We start from the raw sequence: 16466 nt of genomic DNA, 5'->3' as shown, positions 1-16466 counted from the left end.
GAACGGCCGCGCTGCACCATCGCGGACACTCGCGACGGATCGCGGTGTGTTTTCGCGGGGAAGGATGCGGCTTGACCGACACGCAAGTTAACGCGCCAGGCGGGACGGACGGCCCCAAAAGCGAAGAGGGCAGCGGCCGCCGGCATCGGCTCGTTTGCGGCTGGTCGGCGAACCTGGTCCAGATGGTGCTGGGGCTGACCCAGCAATTGCTGCTGATCCCCGCCTTCCTGCACGTCTGGAGTGGCGACGTGCTCGCGGCGTGGCTTGCGATCTATGCCGCCGGAAGCCTCGTCATCGTGGCCGATGCCGGATTGCAGTTTCGCGCCATCAACCGGTTTCTCGCCTTCAAGTCCTGTGTCGACTGCGACGGACGCACCGCGAGCGTCTACCACGGGATGCTGCGCATCTATCTCGCCATCGTCGCAGGGCTCGGTGTCCTGCTTTGCGCGGCCGAGTATCTCGCGCCGCCGTCGGCCGTGCTCGGTTTTGACGCGATGCCGACATTCGACGCCGCGATGCTGGTGATGACACTGGGAATGCTGCTGAGCCTGCCCGCCAACCTCTGCTCCGGCCTTTACCGCGTCCGCGGCCTGTATGGCCGGGCCGTGTGGATGCAAAACGCCGCACTGCTGCTCGGCCAGATCGCGCAGCTTGTCGCGCTCGCCATGTTCGGCAGCCTGCTCGCGGTGGCGATCGCCTTCGTGTCGACGCAACTGCTGTTCATGATCTTCATCGTCGGCTTCGATACGCCGCGCCGTTTCCCGTTCCTGCGCCGTGCCGCAAGGCCGCCATTCATCGCGCCGTCCTGGCGCTGGAGCATCGGCCAGTTCGGCCGCGCGCTGCCCTTCGCGATCGCCAACATCACCGAGCTTGCGCTCGTCAACATTCCGGTCCTGCTCGTCTCCGCGCTCGTCACCGATCGCGTCGCGGTGGTGCAATGGGGGCTGACGCGAGTGATCGCGAGCCTGGTGCGCGGGCTATGTCTCCAAACCGCGTTGCCGCTCGGTGCCGAGCTCGGGCACGATCATGCAATCGGCGACACAGAGCGGCTCCGCCGTCTCTATGCTCATGGATCGGTGTTCGTCACCGGGCTCGCTTGCCTGGCGGTCGCGGGCTTTCTGCCGTTCTGGCCCGATTTCTTCGCACTGTGGACTCATGGCGGCATACCCTATGACGGGTTGCTTGCCGTAACGCTGCTGCTCGGCTCCGCCGCAGGCGCGCCCTCGCTGATGGCGCTGGTCTTTGCCAATCACAGCAATCGTGGCGCGCTTCTGATCCGGACCAAGGGACTGCAGTTCGTCGTATTCCTGGTGCTATCCCTCGTCCTGATTCCGCGGCTCGGACCGCTCGGTGCGGCCCTTGCGATGGTCGCGAGCGACATTGTTGTCCAGTTCGGGCTGCTCACGCTAGTGATCATATGGCAGACCTTGCGCCACCCGTTCAGGCATGTCGCGTTTCTGCTGCTCACGGCGGCGGGGATCGTCGCGCCGGGCTGGCTGATCGGGCTTGCAATCACCGCGCTCCTGTCGGGAAGCGGGCTCGTGCATTTCGTGCTGGAATGCGCGATCTGGATCGCGGTGGTCGGCGGGCTCGCAAGCCCGCTCTTGAACACGGCACTGCGCGAGCGGCTGCGGGCGCTGGTTCCGGCTTAGCCGATGATCTCAACGCTCGGTCAGCGCCAGCCGGTGCTTCAGCCGCTCCAAATGACGGGCGAATTCCCGGTGGCCGGCCTTGGTCTCCTCGGCGAACTGCGCGAGCCGAAGATGCCCGGCCGCGCTCAGGCGTTCGCGCGCGCCCTCGGCGCGGAGACTGACGATGGCGTCGGCGAGTGAACGCGGGTCGTCGTAGTCGAACAGGATCGCAGCGTCGCCGGCTTGCGCCTTGAAGGCTTCGGGATAGATCACGGGCGTGCCCACGGTCCAGGCTTCGAGCGGCGGCAGATTGGTCGGGCCGAAATAGGTCGGCATCACCAGCGCCGATGCGCCCCGGTAGAGCGCGCCGAGCTCGGCGGATTCGACGAAGCCGATGATGGAGATCTGGTCGGATAATCCCAGGTTAGGGATCGCCAGGTCGATCCTGTCGCGACCGCTGCGGTTGGAGCCGCACAGCACCAGCCGCTCGGTGATACCGCGTTCGCGCAACAATGCGAGCGCGGCGAGCAGCGTGATGTGGTTCTTGTGCGGCCAGAACTGCGCCGGATAGAACAGATAGCCCGGCTCGAGCCGGTATTTCGCCAGCACGGCGGCATCGGCGGCGGCATCGGGCGCGGAGCTGCTGACATAGGTCGAGGGCGAGAACGGGATGCAGATCGCGCGGTCCCGCTCCATGGCGTAGCGGCGGCAAAGATCGTCGATCAGCTCGGACGCATTGACGATCACCGCGACCGCCTTGGTGCTGGCCAGGCGGAACAGGATCTCGCGGCGCTCGAATTCACCGAAGGTGCGCACTTCCGGAAACTCCGGTGCATCGCGATGGCAGCCGTCGAAGATCGTGATGATGAACGGCAGCTGGTGGAGCAGCAGGTGCCGCTTCGAGGTCGAGGTGAAATGCACGACGTCGATATCGTCGCGGATCAGGGCGCGCTCGAACGGCGATTTGAGCTCCAGCGCGATCTGGACGAGATCGAACGGGCCGCAATATTTGAGAAACAGGAAGAGGTAATCGGACACGCCGAATGTGCGCAAGCGCCCCTCGACACCGAACTCCTTAAGGATCTCGATCGTCTTCGGATAGGGCGAGTACACCACGATCTCATTGCCGGACTGTGCCGCCCATTCGCGCAGCCAGAGCAAATCGTTGAGCGGTTGCTGAAAGCCGCCGCCGAGTTCGAGGGCCTGCTCCAGCATCACGGCGACGCGCAGTGGTCTCACGGCTTGCCGGCCTTTCTGGCGACGGCGTAGGCGGCCCAGATCTTCGAGTGCGGGGCGTCCTGGGTCAGCCATGCGGCGTGGTCGGCCGGCTGAAAGCCGCCAGCCGCGAGCGCCGCGTCGATCTCGAATGGAAACCAGTAACGCATGTGGTGCGCTTCATCGACGCGCCGGATCGTGGCGCGGTCCGTATCCTCGCAGAACAGCGTGTAGTTCACCGTGACGGTCGCCGCCTGTTCGTCGTGGTCGGATTGCGCGATCCGGGTCAGGCGCAGCGGCTTCTGCTCGATCACCTTGACGCGCGTCTCGACGCCTTGTGCAAGCACGGCGCCGCCATACCAATAGTCGAAGAAGAATACGCCGCCTGGCTTCAGCGCGGCATGCGCCGTGCGGAACATTGCCGCCAGTGCATCGCGGCTGGTCTGATAGCTGGCGACGTGGAACAGCGACACCACCGCATCGTAGTCGCGTTCCGGGCCGGTCTCGCAGACATCGCCTTGACGGAACGGAATCGAGAGCCCGGCCTGCGTGGCGCGCGCCTTGGCGCTCGCGATCATCTCATGGCTGAGATCGATGCCGGCAACGTTCCAGCCCTGGCGCGCAAAGGCCAGTACATGCTGGCCGGTGCCGCAACCGAGATCGAGCAGCTTTCCCGAGGAAACGCCGTGGTCGCGCAAGCGTGCTTCGACGAACGATGTCTCGGCCGCGTAATCCTTGTCCTGATAAAGCAGGTCATACCAGGGCGCGTAGTCGGTGAACACCGTCACGCCAGAATCTCCTTGAGCGCCTGTGCGGAGCGCGCGATCTCGTCGTCGGTCAAGGCAAGCCCGCTCGGCAGGTAAAAACCGCGACGGGCGATGTATTCCGCGTTCGGATGGGATTCATCGAGCATCAGGCCCATCCGGCGAAGCACCGGCTGCTCGTGCATGCACCAGAAGAACGGCCGCGTGCCGATGCCCTTCTCGCCGAGGCGGCGCATCGCCTCCTTGGCGTCGAAGGGCACGCTGTCGTCCAGCACGACGCCGTAGACCCAGTAGATGTTGTCGGCATAGTTGGTGCGGGCGACCGGGCGGCGGAGGTGAGCGACGTTGCCGAGATGGTCGTCATAGAGCCGGCCGATCCGGCGCTTGAGCTCGACCGTGCGCGGCAGGCGCTCGACCTGGGCGACGCCGAGCGCGGCCTGGAGGTTGGTCAAGCGCGCATTCCAGCCGAGGTCCTCGTGGACGAAACGCTGCTGCGGCTGGAAGCAGAGATTGCGATAGCCCTGCAGGCGGTCGGCGAGCGTGTCGTCGTCGGTGAGGATCATGCCGCCTTCGCCGGTGGTGACATGCTTGTTGGGATAGAAGCTGAAGGTCGAGACGTCGCCGAAGCTGCCGCAGGGCGCGCCACGATAGGTCTGCCCGTGCATCTCGGCGGCGTCCTCGATCACCCTCAGATCATGCTTGCGCGCAAGCGCCATGATCGGTTCGAGATCGACCGGCAGGCCGTAGATGTGCACCAGCATGATCGCGCGCGTGCGTGGCGTGATCGCGGCCTCCACGCCCTCGACCGTCATGTTCCAGGTCGCGGCATCGCAGTCGACCCCGACCGGGACGAGGCCGGCGCGCACGACGGCCGCGGCGCAGCTGATGATCGTGAAGGTCGGGATGATGACTTCGGAGCCTTCCTCGAGGCCGAGCGCGTGGACCGCGATGTCGAGCGCGACCGAGCCGTTGGTCACGGCGATGCCGTGGCGCCGCCCGGCGGCTTCCGCCATCGCCTGCTCGAAGCGCTTGATGAACGGTCCTTCCGAGGAGATCCAGCCGGTGCGGATGCATTCGGCAAGATACTCGGCCTCGTTGCCGTCGAGCAGCGGCGTGTTGACGGGAATGAACGGCGAGGTCACGGGCGTCGTCACGGATTGGGACCCTTGATCCGGATTTCCGACTGCGCGACTTCGGCAAAGCGGGTCTTGTCGTTCTCGCCGGAGTAGGGGCCCTGCTTGATCTCGAACATCTCGACCGGCTCGAGCACGTGGAAGCCGTGCGCGCCGCTGCACAACAGGATGATGTCGCCGGCGCCGAGCACGCGGCTTTCCAGATAGTTCTCTTCGACCGTGTAGAAATCGACCTGGAGCTTGCCCTTCTGGATCAGGAGCACTTCCTGGGTGTAGTGCACCTCCCGCGTCACCTTGTTGTGGCGATGCGGCTCGATGCTCTTGCCCTTCGGATGGCTCATATAGGCGAGCTGCTGCGACAGCTCGGGCGACGAAAAGAAGTGGATACCCGGCTCGCGGAACGAGGCGCGCACGATGATCGCATAGAGCTGGTCGCCGAATCGAACATGTTCGACGTGTTCCATCTGAGCCTCGACAAAAAACGCTGTAATTGTAGTGACATAGCGTCACGCGGGTGCACTTTGGCCATTTTGGCCGGGACCGTCAAGATCAGGCGATCGAGGATTGCGGGAGCGCCGCTAGGTCCGCTCGGCGAGCCGCAGGATGGTCTCCACGCGTTGGCGGAACGTGTGGCTCGAAAGCGTGCGGGCCTGTCCGGCCGCAGCGATCGCCTGGCGCGCGGGCTCATCGTTGAGATAGCGATCGATCAGCGCGATACAGTCGTCGGCGGAACGCCAGACAGCGACCTCGCGGCCGGGCTCGAACAGCGTGTGCAGATTGTCCTTGAAGTCCGTGAGCAGGAAGGCGCCGATACCGGTTGCTTCGAACAGGCGCGCATTGCCGGCTTCGGGTCCGGCCATGTCGATATGCGAGTTGAGCGTCACGCGCGAGGCTCGCAGCGCCTGATACATGTCCACGCCCCACACCTCGCCCTGGTAACAGCGATGAAGAGGTGACGAGGCGGGCAGCGTATGCAGGCCGCTGCCGAACAATTTCAGATCGTAGCGGCGCGCGACGGCTTCCAGCTGCGCCACGCGCTGCTGGTGATCGGCCGATACGGCGCCCACGAAAGAGACGTCGATGCTGCGCTCCGGTGCAGGCGGAAGAACATCGAGGATCGCGGGCTCAAATCCCAGATGGATGACCTCCGAGCGGGCGCCTTGTTGACGAAAGAAATCCACCACCGCAGCGATTTGCGAGATCAGGAGGTCGTAGACCGACCAGTCTTCGCCGCGCGAGGGCACGATTCCAACCTGGCCGACCATCATGGGGCGGCAGATCTGCTTGATCCGGCGCACCAGGCGCGTGTCGACGTGGAACAGATCCTGGTTGAGGATCAGGTCCGGCTTGAAATCCTCGATCTGCGCCAGCAGGATCTGTTCGGACCGCGTGTCGAGGCGCGGGCTCAGGCCGATCCTGCGGGCGAGCGGCCTCAACACCGGCTTGAATGGCGCGACGGCGCGTTGCAGCCATCCCGGGATGGCATCGCTCACGGCGGCGCCCGGCGGCGGCGATGGCGTCACGATGATGCCATGTTCGCGCGCCCATGCCGTCTGCATCCAGCCGTTGTTGACGTGGATGTTGGCGGCCGTGTGCCCGAGGGCTTCGAAATTGCGCGAGTAGAAGTCGGCCACGCCGAACAGGCTGGCGCTGCGCGCGGCCATCTGCGCGTCGTAGTTCGAATTCTCGAGGCCCGGATGGCGCCGGTACAGCCAGGCGAGAAAGCGCTGATAATCTGCGTTGAGTATGAGAACGCGCACGGGCCTAGCGCTTCCCGCTCGCAGTGCTGCGACGCTTGATGTCTCGACGGAACCTCATTTGCGGGTCGCATAGCCCATTCGCGAGGCGCACACAATGTCTGATGGTCGTCCGGGAACGATCCCGAAAGAGGAACGAACCTCAGCGACCTACGAATCTACCGCTCGTCCGCGATCACTTTGCCGTCGTTCGGTAGCGCGCCGGGGCTGACCAGCTCGACGGCGCCGCCGAGCTTGGTTACGGCCCGCAGGCTGGCCGCGATCTCCTCACGCAACGCATCGCCTGATGTGTTCGCCTCGGCCTTCAGCGTCATTGCATCGGCCTCGCCCTGGCGGGTGACGACGAGGCGCAGCCGTCCGAGCGCCGGATGGCGCTTGCCAATCTCGGCGACCTGTTCGGGGCGGACGAACATGCCCTTGACCTTGGTGGTCTGGTCGGCGCGGCCCATCCAGCCCTTGATGCGCATGTTGGTGCGGCCGCATTTGCTCGAGCCCGGCAGCGCCGCGGTGAGGTCGCCGAGCGCAAGCCGGATCCAGGGATGGTGCGGATCGAGCGAGGTCACCACGATCTCGCCGACATCGCCGGGGGAGACGGGATCGCCGGTGCCGGGTCTGACGATCTCCATGATCAGATCCTCGTTCACGACCATGCCGTCGCGCGCCTCGGTCTCAAACGCGATGAGGCCGAGATCGGCGGTGCCGAAGGCCTGGTAGGCGTCGATGCCGCGCGCCCTGATCTCGGCCTGAAGCGAGGGTGGAAACGCCGCGCCCGAAACCAGCGCGCGCTTGATCGAGGAGACATCGCGGCCCGCGGTTGCTGCAGCATCGAGTAGGATCTTCAGGAAATCAGGTGTGCCACTGTAGCCGACGGGACGGAAGGCCTCGATCAGCTCGAACTGCTGCTCGGTGTTGCCGGGGCCGGCGGGGATCACCGCGCAGCCCAGTGCGCGCGCCGAGGCGTCGAAGATGAAGCCGCCGGGGGTGAGGTGGTAGCTGAAGGTGTTGAGCACGATGTCTTCGGGGCGGAACCCGGCCGCGAACAGCGCACGCGCGCCGCGCCAGGGATCGGCCTGCCGCCCCTCCGGCTCGAAGATGGGGCCGGGGGAGGTAAAGAGGCGAGCAAACGACCCCGGGGCCGCCGCCACGAAGCCACCGAAGGGCTGGGAGGCCTTGTGCAGGGCGGGCAGTTCCGATTTGCGCAGCACAGGAAGGCCCGCCAGCGCCGTCCTGGAGGTCACCGAGGCGGGATCGATGCCTTTCAGCCGCTCCGCATAGGCGGGCGCGCTCATCGCGCTGCGCAGGACGCCGGGCAGGCGGGCGAACAGCTCGGCCTCGCGCGCCGCTGGCTCGCGCGTATCGAGGGCGTCGTAATGGGCGGTCATGGCAGGTCTTTCCGGGTTGGCATCCATTGCACGCCGCCGCTCTCCTGGGTAACAGACGGCCATTGGCGGGGCGTGGAGAGAACGCAATGGTGGACGAGAGCATCATTCCGGCGGAAGAGGCGACCGACGTCGTCGCGCGCCTGAAGCGCCGGATGATCGAGGACGCGATCCCGCTGTGGTCGACCGTCGGCTGGGACCATGAAGCGGGCGGCTTCATCGATCGGCTGCATCGCGACGGCACGGCGGATACGGCCGCGCCGCGGCGGGTGATGGTGCAGGCCCGCCAGATCTATTGCTACGCCAAGGCGGCGCAGATGGGCTGGTATCCCGAGGGGTGCGCCATCGCGCTGAAGGGGCTGGAGCACCTGCTGGGACACGCAAAGGCGCCGGATGGCCGGCCCGGCTACGTGCACCGGCTGGCGCCGGACGGAACGGTGCTGGATGCGCGGCGGGATGCCTACGACCACGCCTTCATCCTGTTTGCATTGGCAACCGTCTATGCGCTCGACAAGGACGCGCAGGTCCGTGCCGAGATCGACGCGCTGCTCGCCTTCCTCGACGGCCATCTGCGCTCGCCGCATGGCGGTGTGCACGAGAGCCTGCCGGTGTCGCTGCCGCGCCGGCAGAACCCGCATATGCATCTGTTCGAGGCGATGATCGCGTGCTTCGACGCGACCCACGATCTGTCGTTCCAGAATCGCGCCGGTGAATTCTTCGCGCTGTTCCTCGCCAATCTCTACGACAAGCGGAAGTGTGCGCTCGGCGAATATTTCGAGGAGGACTGGTCGAAGATCGAGCCGGTCAGCGTCGAGCCCGGCCACCAGGCGGAATGGGTCTGGCTGCTGAAGGGGTTTGAACGCATCACGGGCTGCCCGACCGGACAGCGGCGTGCAGAGCTGCTGGCGACGGCGCTGCGCTACCGCGACGAGGCTACCGGCTGCCTCGTCGATGAGGGCGATGATATCGGCAACATCCGCCGCGCGACGCGCCGGCTGTGGCCGCAGACCGAGATCGCGAAGGCGTGGATTGCGCAGGCCGAGTCCGGCGAGGCGGGGGCGGCGGATGAGGCGCGCGCGGCGCTGGTGCGGCTCGAACGGCATTATCTCAGCCATCCCGTGCGGGGCGGCTGGTACGACCAGTTCGATCGCGACGGCAAATCGCTGATCGACACTATTCCTGCGTCGTCGTTCTATCATGTTCTCTGCGCAGTCACGGAAGCGGAGCAGGTCCTCGGCTGAGAATTAAAGCCAGCGCTTGCGGCGCTTGAAACTCTTAAGGTTCTTGAAGCTCTTGCGCTGGTCACCGGCGCCGCCGAGGTAGAACTCCTTGACGTCCTCGTTGTCGCGCAGTTCGTCGGCGGTGCCGTCGAGCACGACCTTGCCCTGTTCCATGATGTAGCCGTGGCTTGCCACCGACAGCGCGGCGCGCGCGTTCTGCTCCACCAGCAGGATGGTGACGCCGAGGTCGCGGTTGATCTTCTGGATGATCGAGAACACCTCTTTCACCAGCAGCGGCGACAGGCCCATCGAGGGCTCGTCCATCAAAATCATCTTCGGGCGTGCCATCAGCGCGCGGCCGATCGCAAGCATCTGCTGCTCGCCGCCGGAGAGATAGCCGGCCAGTCCCCTGCGCTCCTTCAGGCGCGGGAAATAATTGAAGACTATGTCGAGATCGGCATCGACCTCGCGATCCCGGCGGGTGAACGCACCAAGCTTGAGGTTTTCCAGCGACGTCATGTCGGAGACGATGCGGCGACCCTCCATCACCTGAAAAATGCCGCGACGGACGATCTTGTCGGGATCGATGCCGTTGATCCGCTCGCCCTCGAACAGGATCTCGCCGCGCGTGACCTCGCCGTCCTCGGTCTTGAGCAACCCCGAGATCGCCTTCAGCGTCGTCGACTTGCCGGCACCATTTGCTCCCAGCAGCGCCACGATCGCGCCCTTGAGCACGTCGAGGCTGAGGCCGCGCAGCACCAGGATGACGTCGTCATAGACGACCTCGATGTTGCGCACGGCGAGGAGGGGCGGCGCGGGCACGATGCTGGGCGAGGGACGAGGGGCTTCGGCGATTTCGGTCATTCTTTATAACTCCGCTGTCGTCGCCCGGCCTTATGAGCGATTGCGCATCGGGACCGGGCGCCCCAGTATTCCAGAGACGCCGGACGTTCCTTGAGAAGCCGCGGCGTACTGGATCCCCCCCCTCCGGTGCGCGTTGCGCACAAGGCGGGGGAATGACAGTTGTGTGGCGGGAAACGGCGAGGCTCACCAGCCCAGCAGTTCGGGCTTGCGCGGCAGCTCGACGGTCTTGACCTTCTCGAGCTTGATCGTGCCCTTGGCCATGAGGTCATTGAGATCGCCATCGGTCGCCCCTGTGATCTTGGTGCGATAGAGCTCGACCTTCAGCGTGCCGCGGTGGTCCTTGTCGGTCCAGGTCGAGGGTGCGCAGACGCCTTCCATGCCGGCCGGCACCCAGTCCTTCTTCTGGTAAAAACCCTTCACGACGTTGTCGCCGGTGGCGCCGCCGTTCTTGGCGGCCCAGTCGAGCGCTTCCCTCATGTACAGCGCCGAGCAGACGCCCGCGACGTAGTGCACGGGGCGATAGACCTTTCCGGTGGGGTCGGAGATCTTGGAGATCTCCATCACCGTCTTCATGCCGGGCGCATCGCCACCCCAGCTCACCGAGGTGCGCAGCGGGAAGATGACCCCGTCGGCGGCGTCGCCCGCGGTCTTGGCGGCATTCTCGTCCATGCCCCAGACATTGCCGAGGAACTGCACCTCGGCGCCGGCGGTCTTGCAGGCCTTCATCACCGAGATGTTGGAGGCGGCGGTGTTGCCGAGATAGGCGTAGTTGGCGCCCGAAGATTTCAGGCTCAGGCACTGCGCGCTGTAGTCACCCGGCGCAAGCGCGAACACCAGCGGCGGCAACACCTCGAAGCCAAGCTCCTGCGCCATGGCTTCGCCGGCGGCCTTCGGCGCGTTCGGGTAGGGATGATTGGCGCCCATATGCACGAATTTCGGCTTGCCGGGCTTGCCCTTGGCCTTCCAGTCCTCGGCCGCCCAGATCAGCATCGCTCGCAGCGAGTCCGAATAGCTCGGGCCGTAGAAGAAATTATAGGGCGCGGGCTTGGCCTTGCCGCTGGTGCCTTCGGGATCGGTCAGGGCCGCGGCATAGGAGCCGGAGAGGTCGGGGATCTTGTCCTGGGCGAGGAAGCCGGTGAGTGCTTCGGTATCCGCCGTACCCCAGCCCATGATTGCCGCGACCTTGCTGTCCGGTGCCGACCACTTCTTGTACAGCGCGATCGCCTTGGGCACCTGGTAGCTATAGTCGTTGGTGTCGACGCTGACCTGCTTGCCGCCGATGCCGCCATTCTTGTTGACCCAGGCGAAGGTGTCGGCGACGGCCTGGCCGTAGGGCGTGCCGACGTCGGAGGTGCCGCCGGAATAATCGGCGAGATGCCCGATCGCGATCTGCGCCTGCGCGCTCGCGGAGAATGCCGCGATCACAAGCACGAGCGATGCGGTGCTCAAAAGGGATTTCGTCTTCATTGGTTGCTTCCTCCTGTTATTGTTTAAGTGACTTTGCCGCGCTCAGTGCGAGAACGGGTAGAGTTTCCAGTACGCCTTGATCTGCCGCCAGCGATGCGCGAGCCCGTCCGGCTCGAACATCAGGAATGCGATGATGATCACCCCGATCGCGATCTCGCGCAGGAAGGTGATGTTGTTGTTGAGCGAGAGCGCCTTGTCGATCGCGCCGCCCTTCAAGGAGAGGCTGATGAACTCCATCGTCTCCGGCAGCAGCACCACGAAGGCGGTGCCCATCAGCGTGCCCATGATCGAGCCGGTGCCGCCGATGATGATCATGGCGAGGAACAGGATCGAGCGCTCGATCCCGAACCCTTCCTGCGAGACCACGAGCTGGTAATGCGCATAGAGTGCGCCGGCGATGCCGGCGAAGAAGGCGGCGAGCCCGAACGATAGCGTGCGATATTTGGTGAGGTTGATGCCCATGATCTCCGCGGAGAGATAATGGTCGCGGATCGCCACCAGCGCGCGGCCGTCGCGCGTGCGCATCAGGTTGGTGACGAGGACGTAGCTCGCGACCACATAGGCCAGAACGACGTAGAAATATTGCCGGTCGCCGCGCAAGCTGTAGCCGAAGATGGAAAACGGTTCGGCGCTGGCCGGCACCGAGCCGCCGGTGAACCACTCCGCGCGGGAGAAGAAGTCGAGCAGGATATATTGCGCGGCCAACGTCGCGATGACAAGGTAGAGGCCCTTCAGTCGCGCCGCGGGAATGCCGAAGATCAGCCCGACCAGCGCGGTGACGACACCCGCGATGGGGATCGCGAAGAACACCGGGATCGGCGCGTTGTTGGAGATGTAGGCCGAGGTGAAGGCGCCGAGCAGGAAGAAGGCGGCGTGTCCGATCGAGATCTGGCCGGTGAAGCCGACCAGGATGTTCAGCCCCAGTGCCGCGATCGAGAAGATGCCGGTCTGGATGAGAATACTGAGCCAGTAGCCGCCGAGGACCTGCGGTACGAGGCAGAGCAGCAGCACGCCGACAATCGCAAAGTTGCGGCTGGTCGTGGTCGGGAAGATCGTGGTGTCGGCCGCGTAAGAGGTGCGGAAATCACCAGCAGGGATGAGGGCAGGGCCGGCCATGGATCAGATCCGCTCGATGTCGTGGGTGCCGAACAGGCCATAGGGCTTTATCATCAGCACGATGATGAGGACGTAGAACGGCGCGATCTCGTAGAGATTGCCCCAGTGCAGGTACTGGCTGTCGACATATTGCGCGATGTTCTCGAGCAGGCCGATGATGATGCCGCCGAGCACGGCGCCGCCGACGGAATCGAGCCCGCCGAGGATCGCCGCCGGAAACACCTTGATGCCGTAGGCGGCAAGGCCCGAGGACACGCCATTGACAACGGCGACGACGACGCCCGCGACCGCGGAGACGGTGGCCGAGATCGCCCACGCCATCGCAAACACGCTTTTCACGGAAATGCCGAGCGACTGCGCCACCTGCTGGTTGAACGCAGTGGCGCGCATCGCGAGGCCGTACTTCGAGGCGCGGAAGAACCAGGCCATGCCGATCATCATCGCGACCGAGACGACGAGGCTCATGACATAGACGGTCTGGATCTGGAGGCCGAACAGGCCGACCGACTGGCTCTCGAACACGCGCGGGAACGGCTGCGGGTTGACGCCGAACATCCATTTCAGCGTTGCCTGCAGCACGGTGGAGAGGCCGATCGTCACCATGATCACTGATATAATGGGTTCGCCGATCATCGGTCGCAGGATCAGGACCTGGATCGCGATGCCGAACACGAACATGAACACCAGCGTCATCGGCATGCCGATCCAGAACGGCACCTGGTACTTTGCGAGCAGGGTCCAGCACACCCACGCGCCGACCAGCAGCAATTCACCTTGCGCAAAATTGACGACCTGCGTTGCCTTGTAGATCAGCACGAACGACATCGCCACCACGCCATAGAGCGTGCCGACCACGAGGCCGTTGACCAGGAGCTGGATGAGGAAGGCGGTGTTCATGTGATGCTATCCTTCGCCTCTCCCCGCCTGCGCAGGGAGGGGTGGATCGATTGCCGGCTCTGTATCGGAAGCGATTTCACTCCGCAGCCTCCGCCATGGGGCCATGTCCGCCGAGATCCACCACGCGCAGCGTGGTTCGCACCCGCTGCGTGGTGCCGTCCTGGAAGCGGATCACGGTGTCGACCGGGATGTCGGCGGTGCCGCGGTAGACGGCATCGATGATGCCTTCGTATTTCTCGTTGATGACGCTGCGGCGCACCTTTCGGGTGCGGGTGAGCTCGCCGTCGTCGGCATCGAGCTCCTTATAGAGCAGCAGGAAGCGCGAGATGCGCTGCGCCGGCGGCAGCGTGGCATTGACGGTCTCAACTTCCTTGCGGAGCAGCGCATAGACCTCAGGCCGCGAGGCGAGGTCGCTGTAGGTGGTGAAGGAGAGGCGGTTCTTCTCTGCCCATTTCGAGATGATGGAGTAGCGGATGCAGATCATCGCCGCGAGCGTGTCGCGGCCGGTGCCTAACACCACCGCCTCGGCGATGTAGGGCGAGAACTTCAGCTTGTTCTCGATGAACTGCGGCGAGAAGCGCTCGCCGCGCGAGGTCTCGGCGAGATCCTTGATGCGGTCGATGACGACAAGCTGGCGGTTCGCGTTGAAATAGCCGGCATCGCCCGAGAGCATCCAGCCATCGCGGATGTCGGCGACGCTGGCCTCGGGATTCTTGTAATAGCCGAGGAACATGTTGGGATGTCGCACCACGATCTCGCCGACGCCATGGACGTCGGCATTGTCGATGCGGATCTCGACGCTGTCCGCCATCGGCACGCCCGTCGTGTCAGGGTCGACCTTGCCCGCGGGATGCAGCGTGTAAGCCCCCAGCAGTTCGGTCTGACCGTAGAGCGTGCGCAGCGGCACGCCCATGGCCTGGAAGAACTTGAAGGTGTCGGGCCCAAGCGCCGCGCCGCCGGTCGCGGCCGAGCGCAGCCGCGTGAAACCGAGCCGGTCGCGCAGCGCACGGAACAGGATCGCGTCGGCAAAGCCCGAGCGCTTGCCCTGTTCGAGCGCGGCCAGACCCGACTTCATGCCGACGTCGAACAGCCGTTGCTTGAACGGCGTCGCATCCATCACCTTGGCGCGGACGTCCGCCGCGATGGATTCCCAGACCCGCGGCGCAAACAGCACGAACGTCGGCGCGATCTCGCGCAGATCGTTCATCATCGTATCCGGCTCTTCGACGAAGTTGATCTTCATCCGGCAGAGCAGGCCTTTGCCGAGCACATAGACCTGTTCCATGATCCAGGGCAGCGGCAGCACCGAGACATATTCGTCGTCGGGGCCTTTCGGGTCGAAGGCGAGATAGGTCGCGCAATGGCCGAGCACGCGGCCGGCGGCGAGCATCGCGAGCTTCGGATGCGACGTCGTGCCCGACGTGGTGCAGAGGATCGCAACATCCTCGCCCTTGGTGGCGTCGACCAGCCTATCGTAAAGCTCCGGCTCGCGCGTGGCCCGGACACGGCCGAGCTCGGCGAATTTTTCTGCCGACATCAGGCGGGGGTCGTCATATTTCCGCATCCCGCGCGGGTCGGAATAGATGATGTGCTTGAGCCGCGGCACGCGCTCGGCCAGCGCCAGCAGCTTGTCGACCTGCTCCTCGTCCTCGGCGAAGACGAGCTGCGCTTCGCCATAGTTGAGGAGATACAAGGCCTCTTCATCGAGCACATCGCGATAGAGCCCGAGGCTCAATCCGCCGATCGCATGCGCCGCCACTTCCGCCGCAACCCAGTCTGGACGGTTATCGCCGATAATGCCGATGACATCGCCGCGGCCAAGGCCCAGTTCGACCAGGCCTAGCGCGAAGTCGCGCACGCGCGTCTGGTAATCGGTCCAGGTGAACGGACGCCAGAGGCCGAGATCCTTCTCGCGCAGGGCGATCTCGTTGCCGTGCTCCTTGGCATTGAGCCGGAGCATCTTCGGATAGGTGTCGGCCTGGGCGACGCGGGCTGCGTAGTCCATCATGCCGCGCTCTCCTGCGCCGGAGGGGCATCGTCCGGATCGACCAGCGTCTCGTCTTCCTCGCCGAGATAGGCGCGCCTGACGTGGGGGTCCGCGAGCACGGCGGCGGGGTCGCCCTCGGCGATCTTGCGGCCGAAATCCAGCACCATGACGCGGTGGGAGATGTCCATTACCACGCCCATGTCGTGCTCGATCATCACCACCGTCATCCCGAATTCCTCGTTGAGGTCGACGATGTAGCGGGCCATGTCCTCCTTCTCCTCGAAATTCATGCCGGCCATCGGCTCGTCGAGGAGGATGAGGCGCGGCTCCAGCGCCATGGCACGTGCAAGCTCGACGCGCTTGCGCAGGCCGTAGGAGAGGGTGCCGGCGGTGGCCTTGCGCACCGATTGGAGGTCGAGAAAGTCGATGATCTCTTCCACCCTGCGGCGGTGCTCTAGCTCTTCCTTGCGCGCGCCGGTGAGCCAGTAGAGCGAACCCATGAGGAAATTATTCTTCAACAGGTGGTGGCGGCCGACCATGATGTTGTCGAGCACGCTCATGTGGTGGAACAGCGCCAGATTCTGGAAGGTGCGGCCGATGCCGAGCGTGGGACGCGCGTTCGGCGTCAGGCCGGTGATGTCGCGACCCTGGTAGAACAGCTGGCCTTCCGTCGGCTTGTAGCGCCCGGAAATACAATTCACGATCGAGGTCTTGCCGGCCCCGTTGGGGCCGATGATCGAGAACAGCTCGCCCTCGTTGATGGCGAAGCTGACATCGGTCAGCGCGCGAACGCCGCCGAACCGCAAGGACACGCCGCGCACTTCGAGACTGGTAGCCACCAAACAAATCCCTCCCGGTGATGGCGCGTTCAGCGGCGCTCTTCGTCCGTTCCTCCCGGGCAATCCTAGTACGGTCGTGCCGGTGAGGCCATGCAGCACATGGTCCCGACCGGAGCCGCGCCACTTTCGTACCCGTTTGGGATCAAAAGCCGCATCACCCGAGGTGGCTCTCAATAGGGGAAAGCGCTATTTTGAAA

14 protein-coding genes are annotated in these 16466 nt (G+C 64.9%); 2 read left to right on the top strand and 12 right to left on the bottom strand.

What is annotated here, in order from left to right; all coding sequences use genetic code 11:
• Positions 1–71: 71 nt before the first annotated feature.
• On the top strand, positions 72–1652 hold the full coding sequence (locus FXB40_RS27810) for an MATE family efflux transporter (RefSeq protein WP_148775318.1): 1581 nt from the start codon (positions 72–74) through the stop codon (positions 1650–1652).
• A 9-nt stretch (positions 1653–1661) separates the two neighbouring features.
• Here FXB40_RS27810 and FXB40_RS27805 read toward each other — a convergent pair whose 3' ends face one another.
• The 6 genes from FXB40_RS27805 to FXB40_RS27780 form a co-directional block, all read right to left on the bottom strand.
• On the bottom strand, positions 1662–2870 hold the full coding sequence (locus FXB40_RS27805; RefSeq protein ID WP_148775317.1) for a glycosyltransferase: 1209 nt from the start codon (positions 2868–2870) through the stop codon (positions 1662–1664).
• A complete protein-coding gene (locus FXB40_RS27800) occupies positions 2867–3634 on the bottom strand; it encodes a class I SAM-dependent DNA methyltransferase (protein WP_148775316.1) in 768 nt (255 codons plus the stop codon). The genes FXB40_RS27805 and FXB40_RS27800 overlap by 4 nt, the downstream gene beginning before the upstream one ends.
• Entirely contained in the window at positions 3631–4764 is a 1134-nt protein-coding gene (locus FXB40_RS27795; protein ID WP_246207994.1) for a DegT/DnrJ/EryC1/StrS family aminotransferase, read from the bottom strand. Before FXB40_RS27795 ends, FXB40_RS27800 begins: the two co-directional genes overlap by 4 nt.
• Positions 4761–5207 (bottom strand): cupin domain-containing protein, encoded by a 447-nt coding sequence (locus FXB40_RS27790; protein WP_148775315.1) that lies wholly within the window; start codon positions 5205–5207, stop codon positions 4761–4763. Before FXB40_RS27790 ends, FXB40_RS27795 begins: the two co-directional genes overlap by 4 nt.
• Before the next feature lie 114 nt (positions 5208–5321).
• Positions 5322–6503 carry a CgeB family protein gene (locus FXB40_RS27785; protein ID WP_148775314.1) on the bottom strand — a complete coding sequence of 394 codons (1182 nt, stop codon included), beginning with the start codon at positions 6501–6503 and terminating at the stop codon, positions 5322–5324.
• Positions 6504–6658: 155 nt separating this feature from the next.
• Entirely contained in the window at positions 6659–7882 is a 1224-nt protein-coding gene (locus tag FXB40_RS27780; protein ID WP_148775313.1) for a phenylacetate--CoA ligase family protein, read from the bottom strand.
• 86 nt (positions 7883–7968) lie between these two features.
• Here FXB40_RS27780 and FXB40_RS27775 point away from each other — a divergent pair, with 86 nt between their 5' ends.
• Complete coding sequence (locus FXB40_RS27775) at positions 7969–9120, top strand: AGE family epimerase/isomerase (protein WP_187437184.1); 1152 nt, start codon at positions 7969–7971, stop codon at positions 9118–9120.
• A gap of 3 nt (positions 9121–9123) precedes the next feature.
• On the opposite strand, the gene FXB40_RS27770 is transcribed toward FXB40_RS27775, so the two are convergent.
• From FXB40_RS27770 to FXB40_RS27745, 6 genes are all read right to left on the bottom strand, one after another.
• Complete coding sequence (locus FXB40_RS27770; protein ID WP_148775312.1) at positions 9124–9963, bottom strand: ABC transporter ATP-binding protein; 840 nt, start codon at positions 9961–9963, stop codon at positions 9124–9126.
• Positions 9964–10146: 183 nt separating this feature from the next.
• Positions 10147–11430: an ABC transporter substrate-binding protein gene (locus FXB40_RS27765; RefSeq protein WP_148775311.1), complete on the bottom strand. Its 1284-nt coding sequence runs from the start codon at positions 11428–11430 to the stop codon at positions 10147–10149.
• Positions 11431–11472: 42 nt separating this feature from the next.
• A complete protein-coding gene (locus FXB40_RS27760; RefSeq protein ID WP_148775310.1) occupies positions 11473–12546 on the bottom strand; it encodes a branched-chain amino acid ABC transporter permease in 1074 nt (357 codons plus the stop codon).
• A 3-nt stretch (positions 12547–12549) separates the two neighbouring features.
• The gene (locus tag FXB40_RS27755) at positions 12550–13443 is read right to left on the bottom strand and encodes a branched-chain amino acid ABC transporter permease (protein ID WP_148775309.1); all 894 of its coding nucleotides are present in this window, start codon (positions 13441–13443) and stop codon (positions 12550–12552) included.
• A 76-nt stretch (positions 13444–13519) separates the two neighbouring features.
• The gene (locus FXB40_RS27750) at positions 13520–15451 is read right to left on the bottom strand and encodes a long-chain fatty acid--CoA ligase (protein WP_148775308.1); all 1932 of its coding nucleotides are present in this window, start codon (positions 15449–15451) and stop codon (positions 13520–13522) included.
• The gene (locus tag FXB40_RS27745) at positions 15448–16269 is read right to left on the bottom strand and encodes an ABC transporter ATP-binding protein (RefSeq protein ID WP_148775307.1); all 822 of its coding nucleotides are present in this window, start codon (positions 16267–16269) and stop codon (positions 15448–15450) included. Before FXB40_RS27745 ends, FXB40_RS27750 begins: the two co-directional genes overlap by 4 nt.
• Positions 16270–16466 lie beyond the last annotated feature (197 nt).

Source organism: Bradyrhizobium rifense, from assembly GCF_008123425.1.
Lineage (GTDB): Bacteria > Pseudomonadota > Alphaproteobacteria > Rhizobiales > Xanthobacteraceae > Bradyrhizobium > Bradyrhizobium rifense.
Note: the sequence above shows the minus strand (reverse complement) of the source record. Positions and strands in the feature narration are given on the sequence as shown.

Coding starts and splice junctions, on each gene's coding strand:
- FXB40_RS27780 (WP_148775313.1), bottom strand. CDS start 7,882: ATGACCGCCCATTACGACGCCCTCGATACGCGCGAGCCAGCGGCGCGC.
- FXB40_RS27775 (WP_187437184.1), top strand. CDS start 7,969: ATGGTGGACGAGAGCATCATTCCGGCGGAAGAGGCGACCGACGTCGTC.
- FXB40_RS27750 (WP_148775308.1), bottom strand. CDS start 15,451: ATGATGGACTACGCAGCCCGCGTCGCCCAGGCCGACACCTATCCGAAG.
- FXB40_RS27755 (WP_148775309.1), bottom strand. CDS start 13,443: ATGAACACCGCCTTCCTCATCCAGCTCCTGGTCAACGGCCTCGTGGTC.
- FXB40_RS27760 (WP_148775310.1), bottom strand. CDS start 12,546: ATGGCCGGCCCTGCCCTCATCCCTGCTGGTGATTTCCGCACCTCTTAC.
- FXB40_RS27765 (WP_148775311.1), bottom strand. CDS start 11,430: ATGAAGACGAAATCCCTTTTGAGCACCGCATCGCTCGTGCTTGTGATC.
- FXB40_RS27770 (WP_148775312.1), bottom strand. CDS start 9,963: ATGACCGAAATCGCCGAAGCCCCTCGTCCCTCGCCCAGCATCGTGCCC.
- FXB40_RS27790 (WP_148775315.1), bottom strand. CDS start 5,207: ATGGAACACGTCGAACATGTTCGATTCGGCGACCAGCTCTATGCGATC.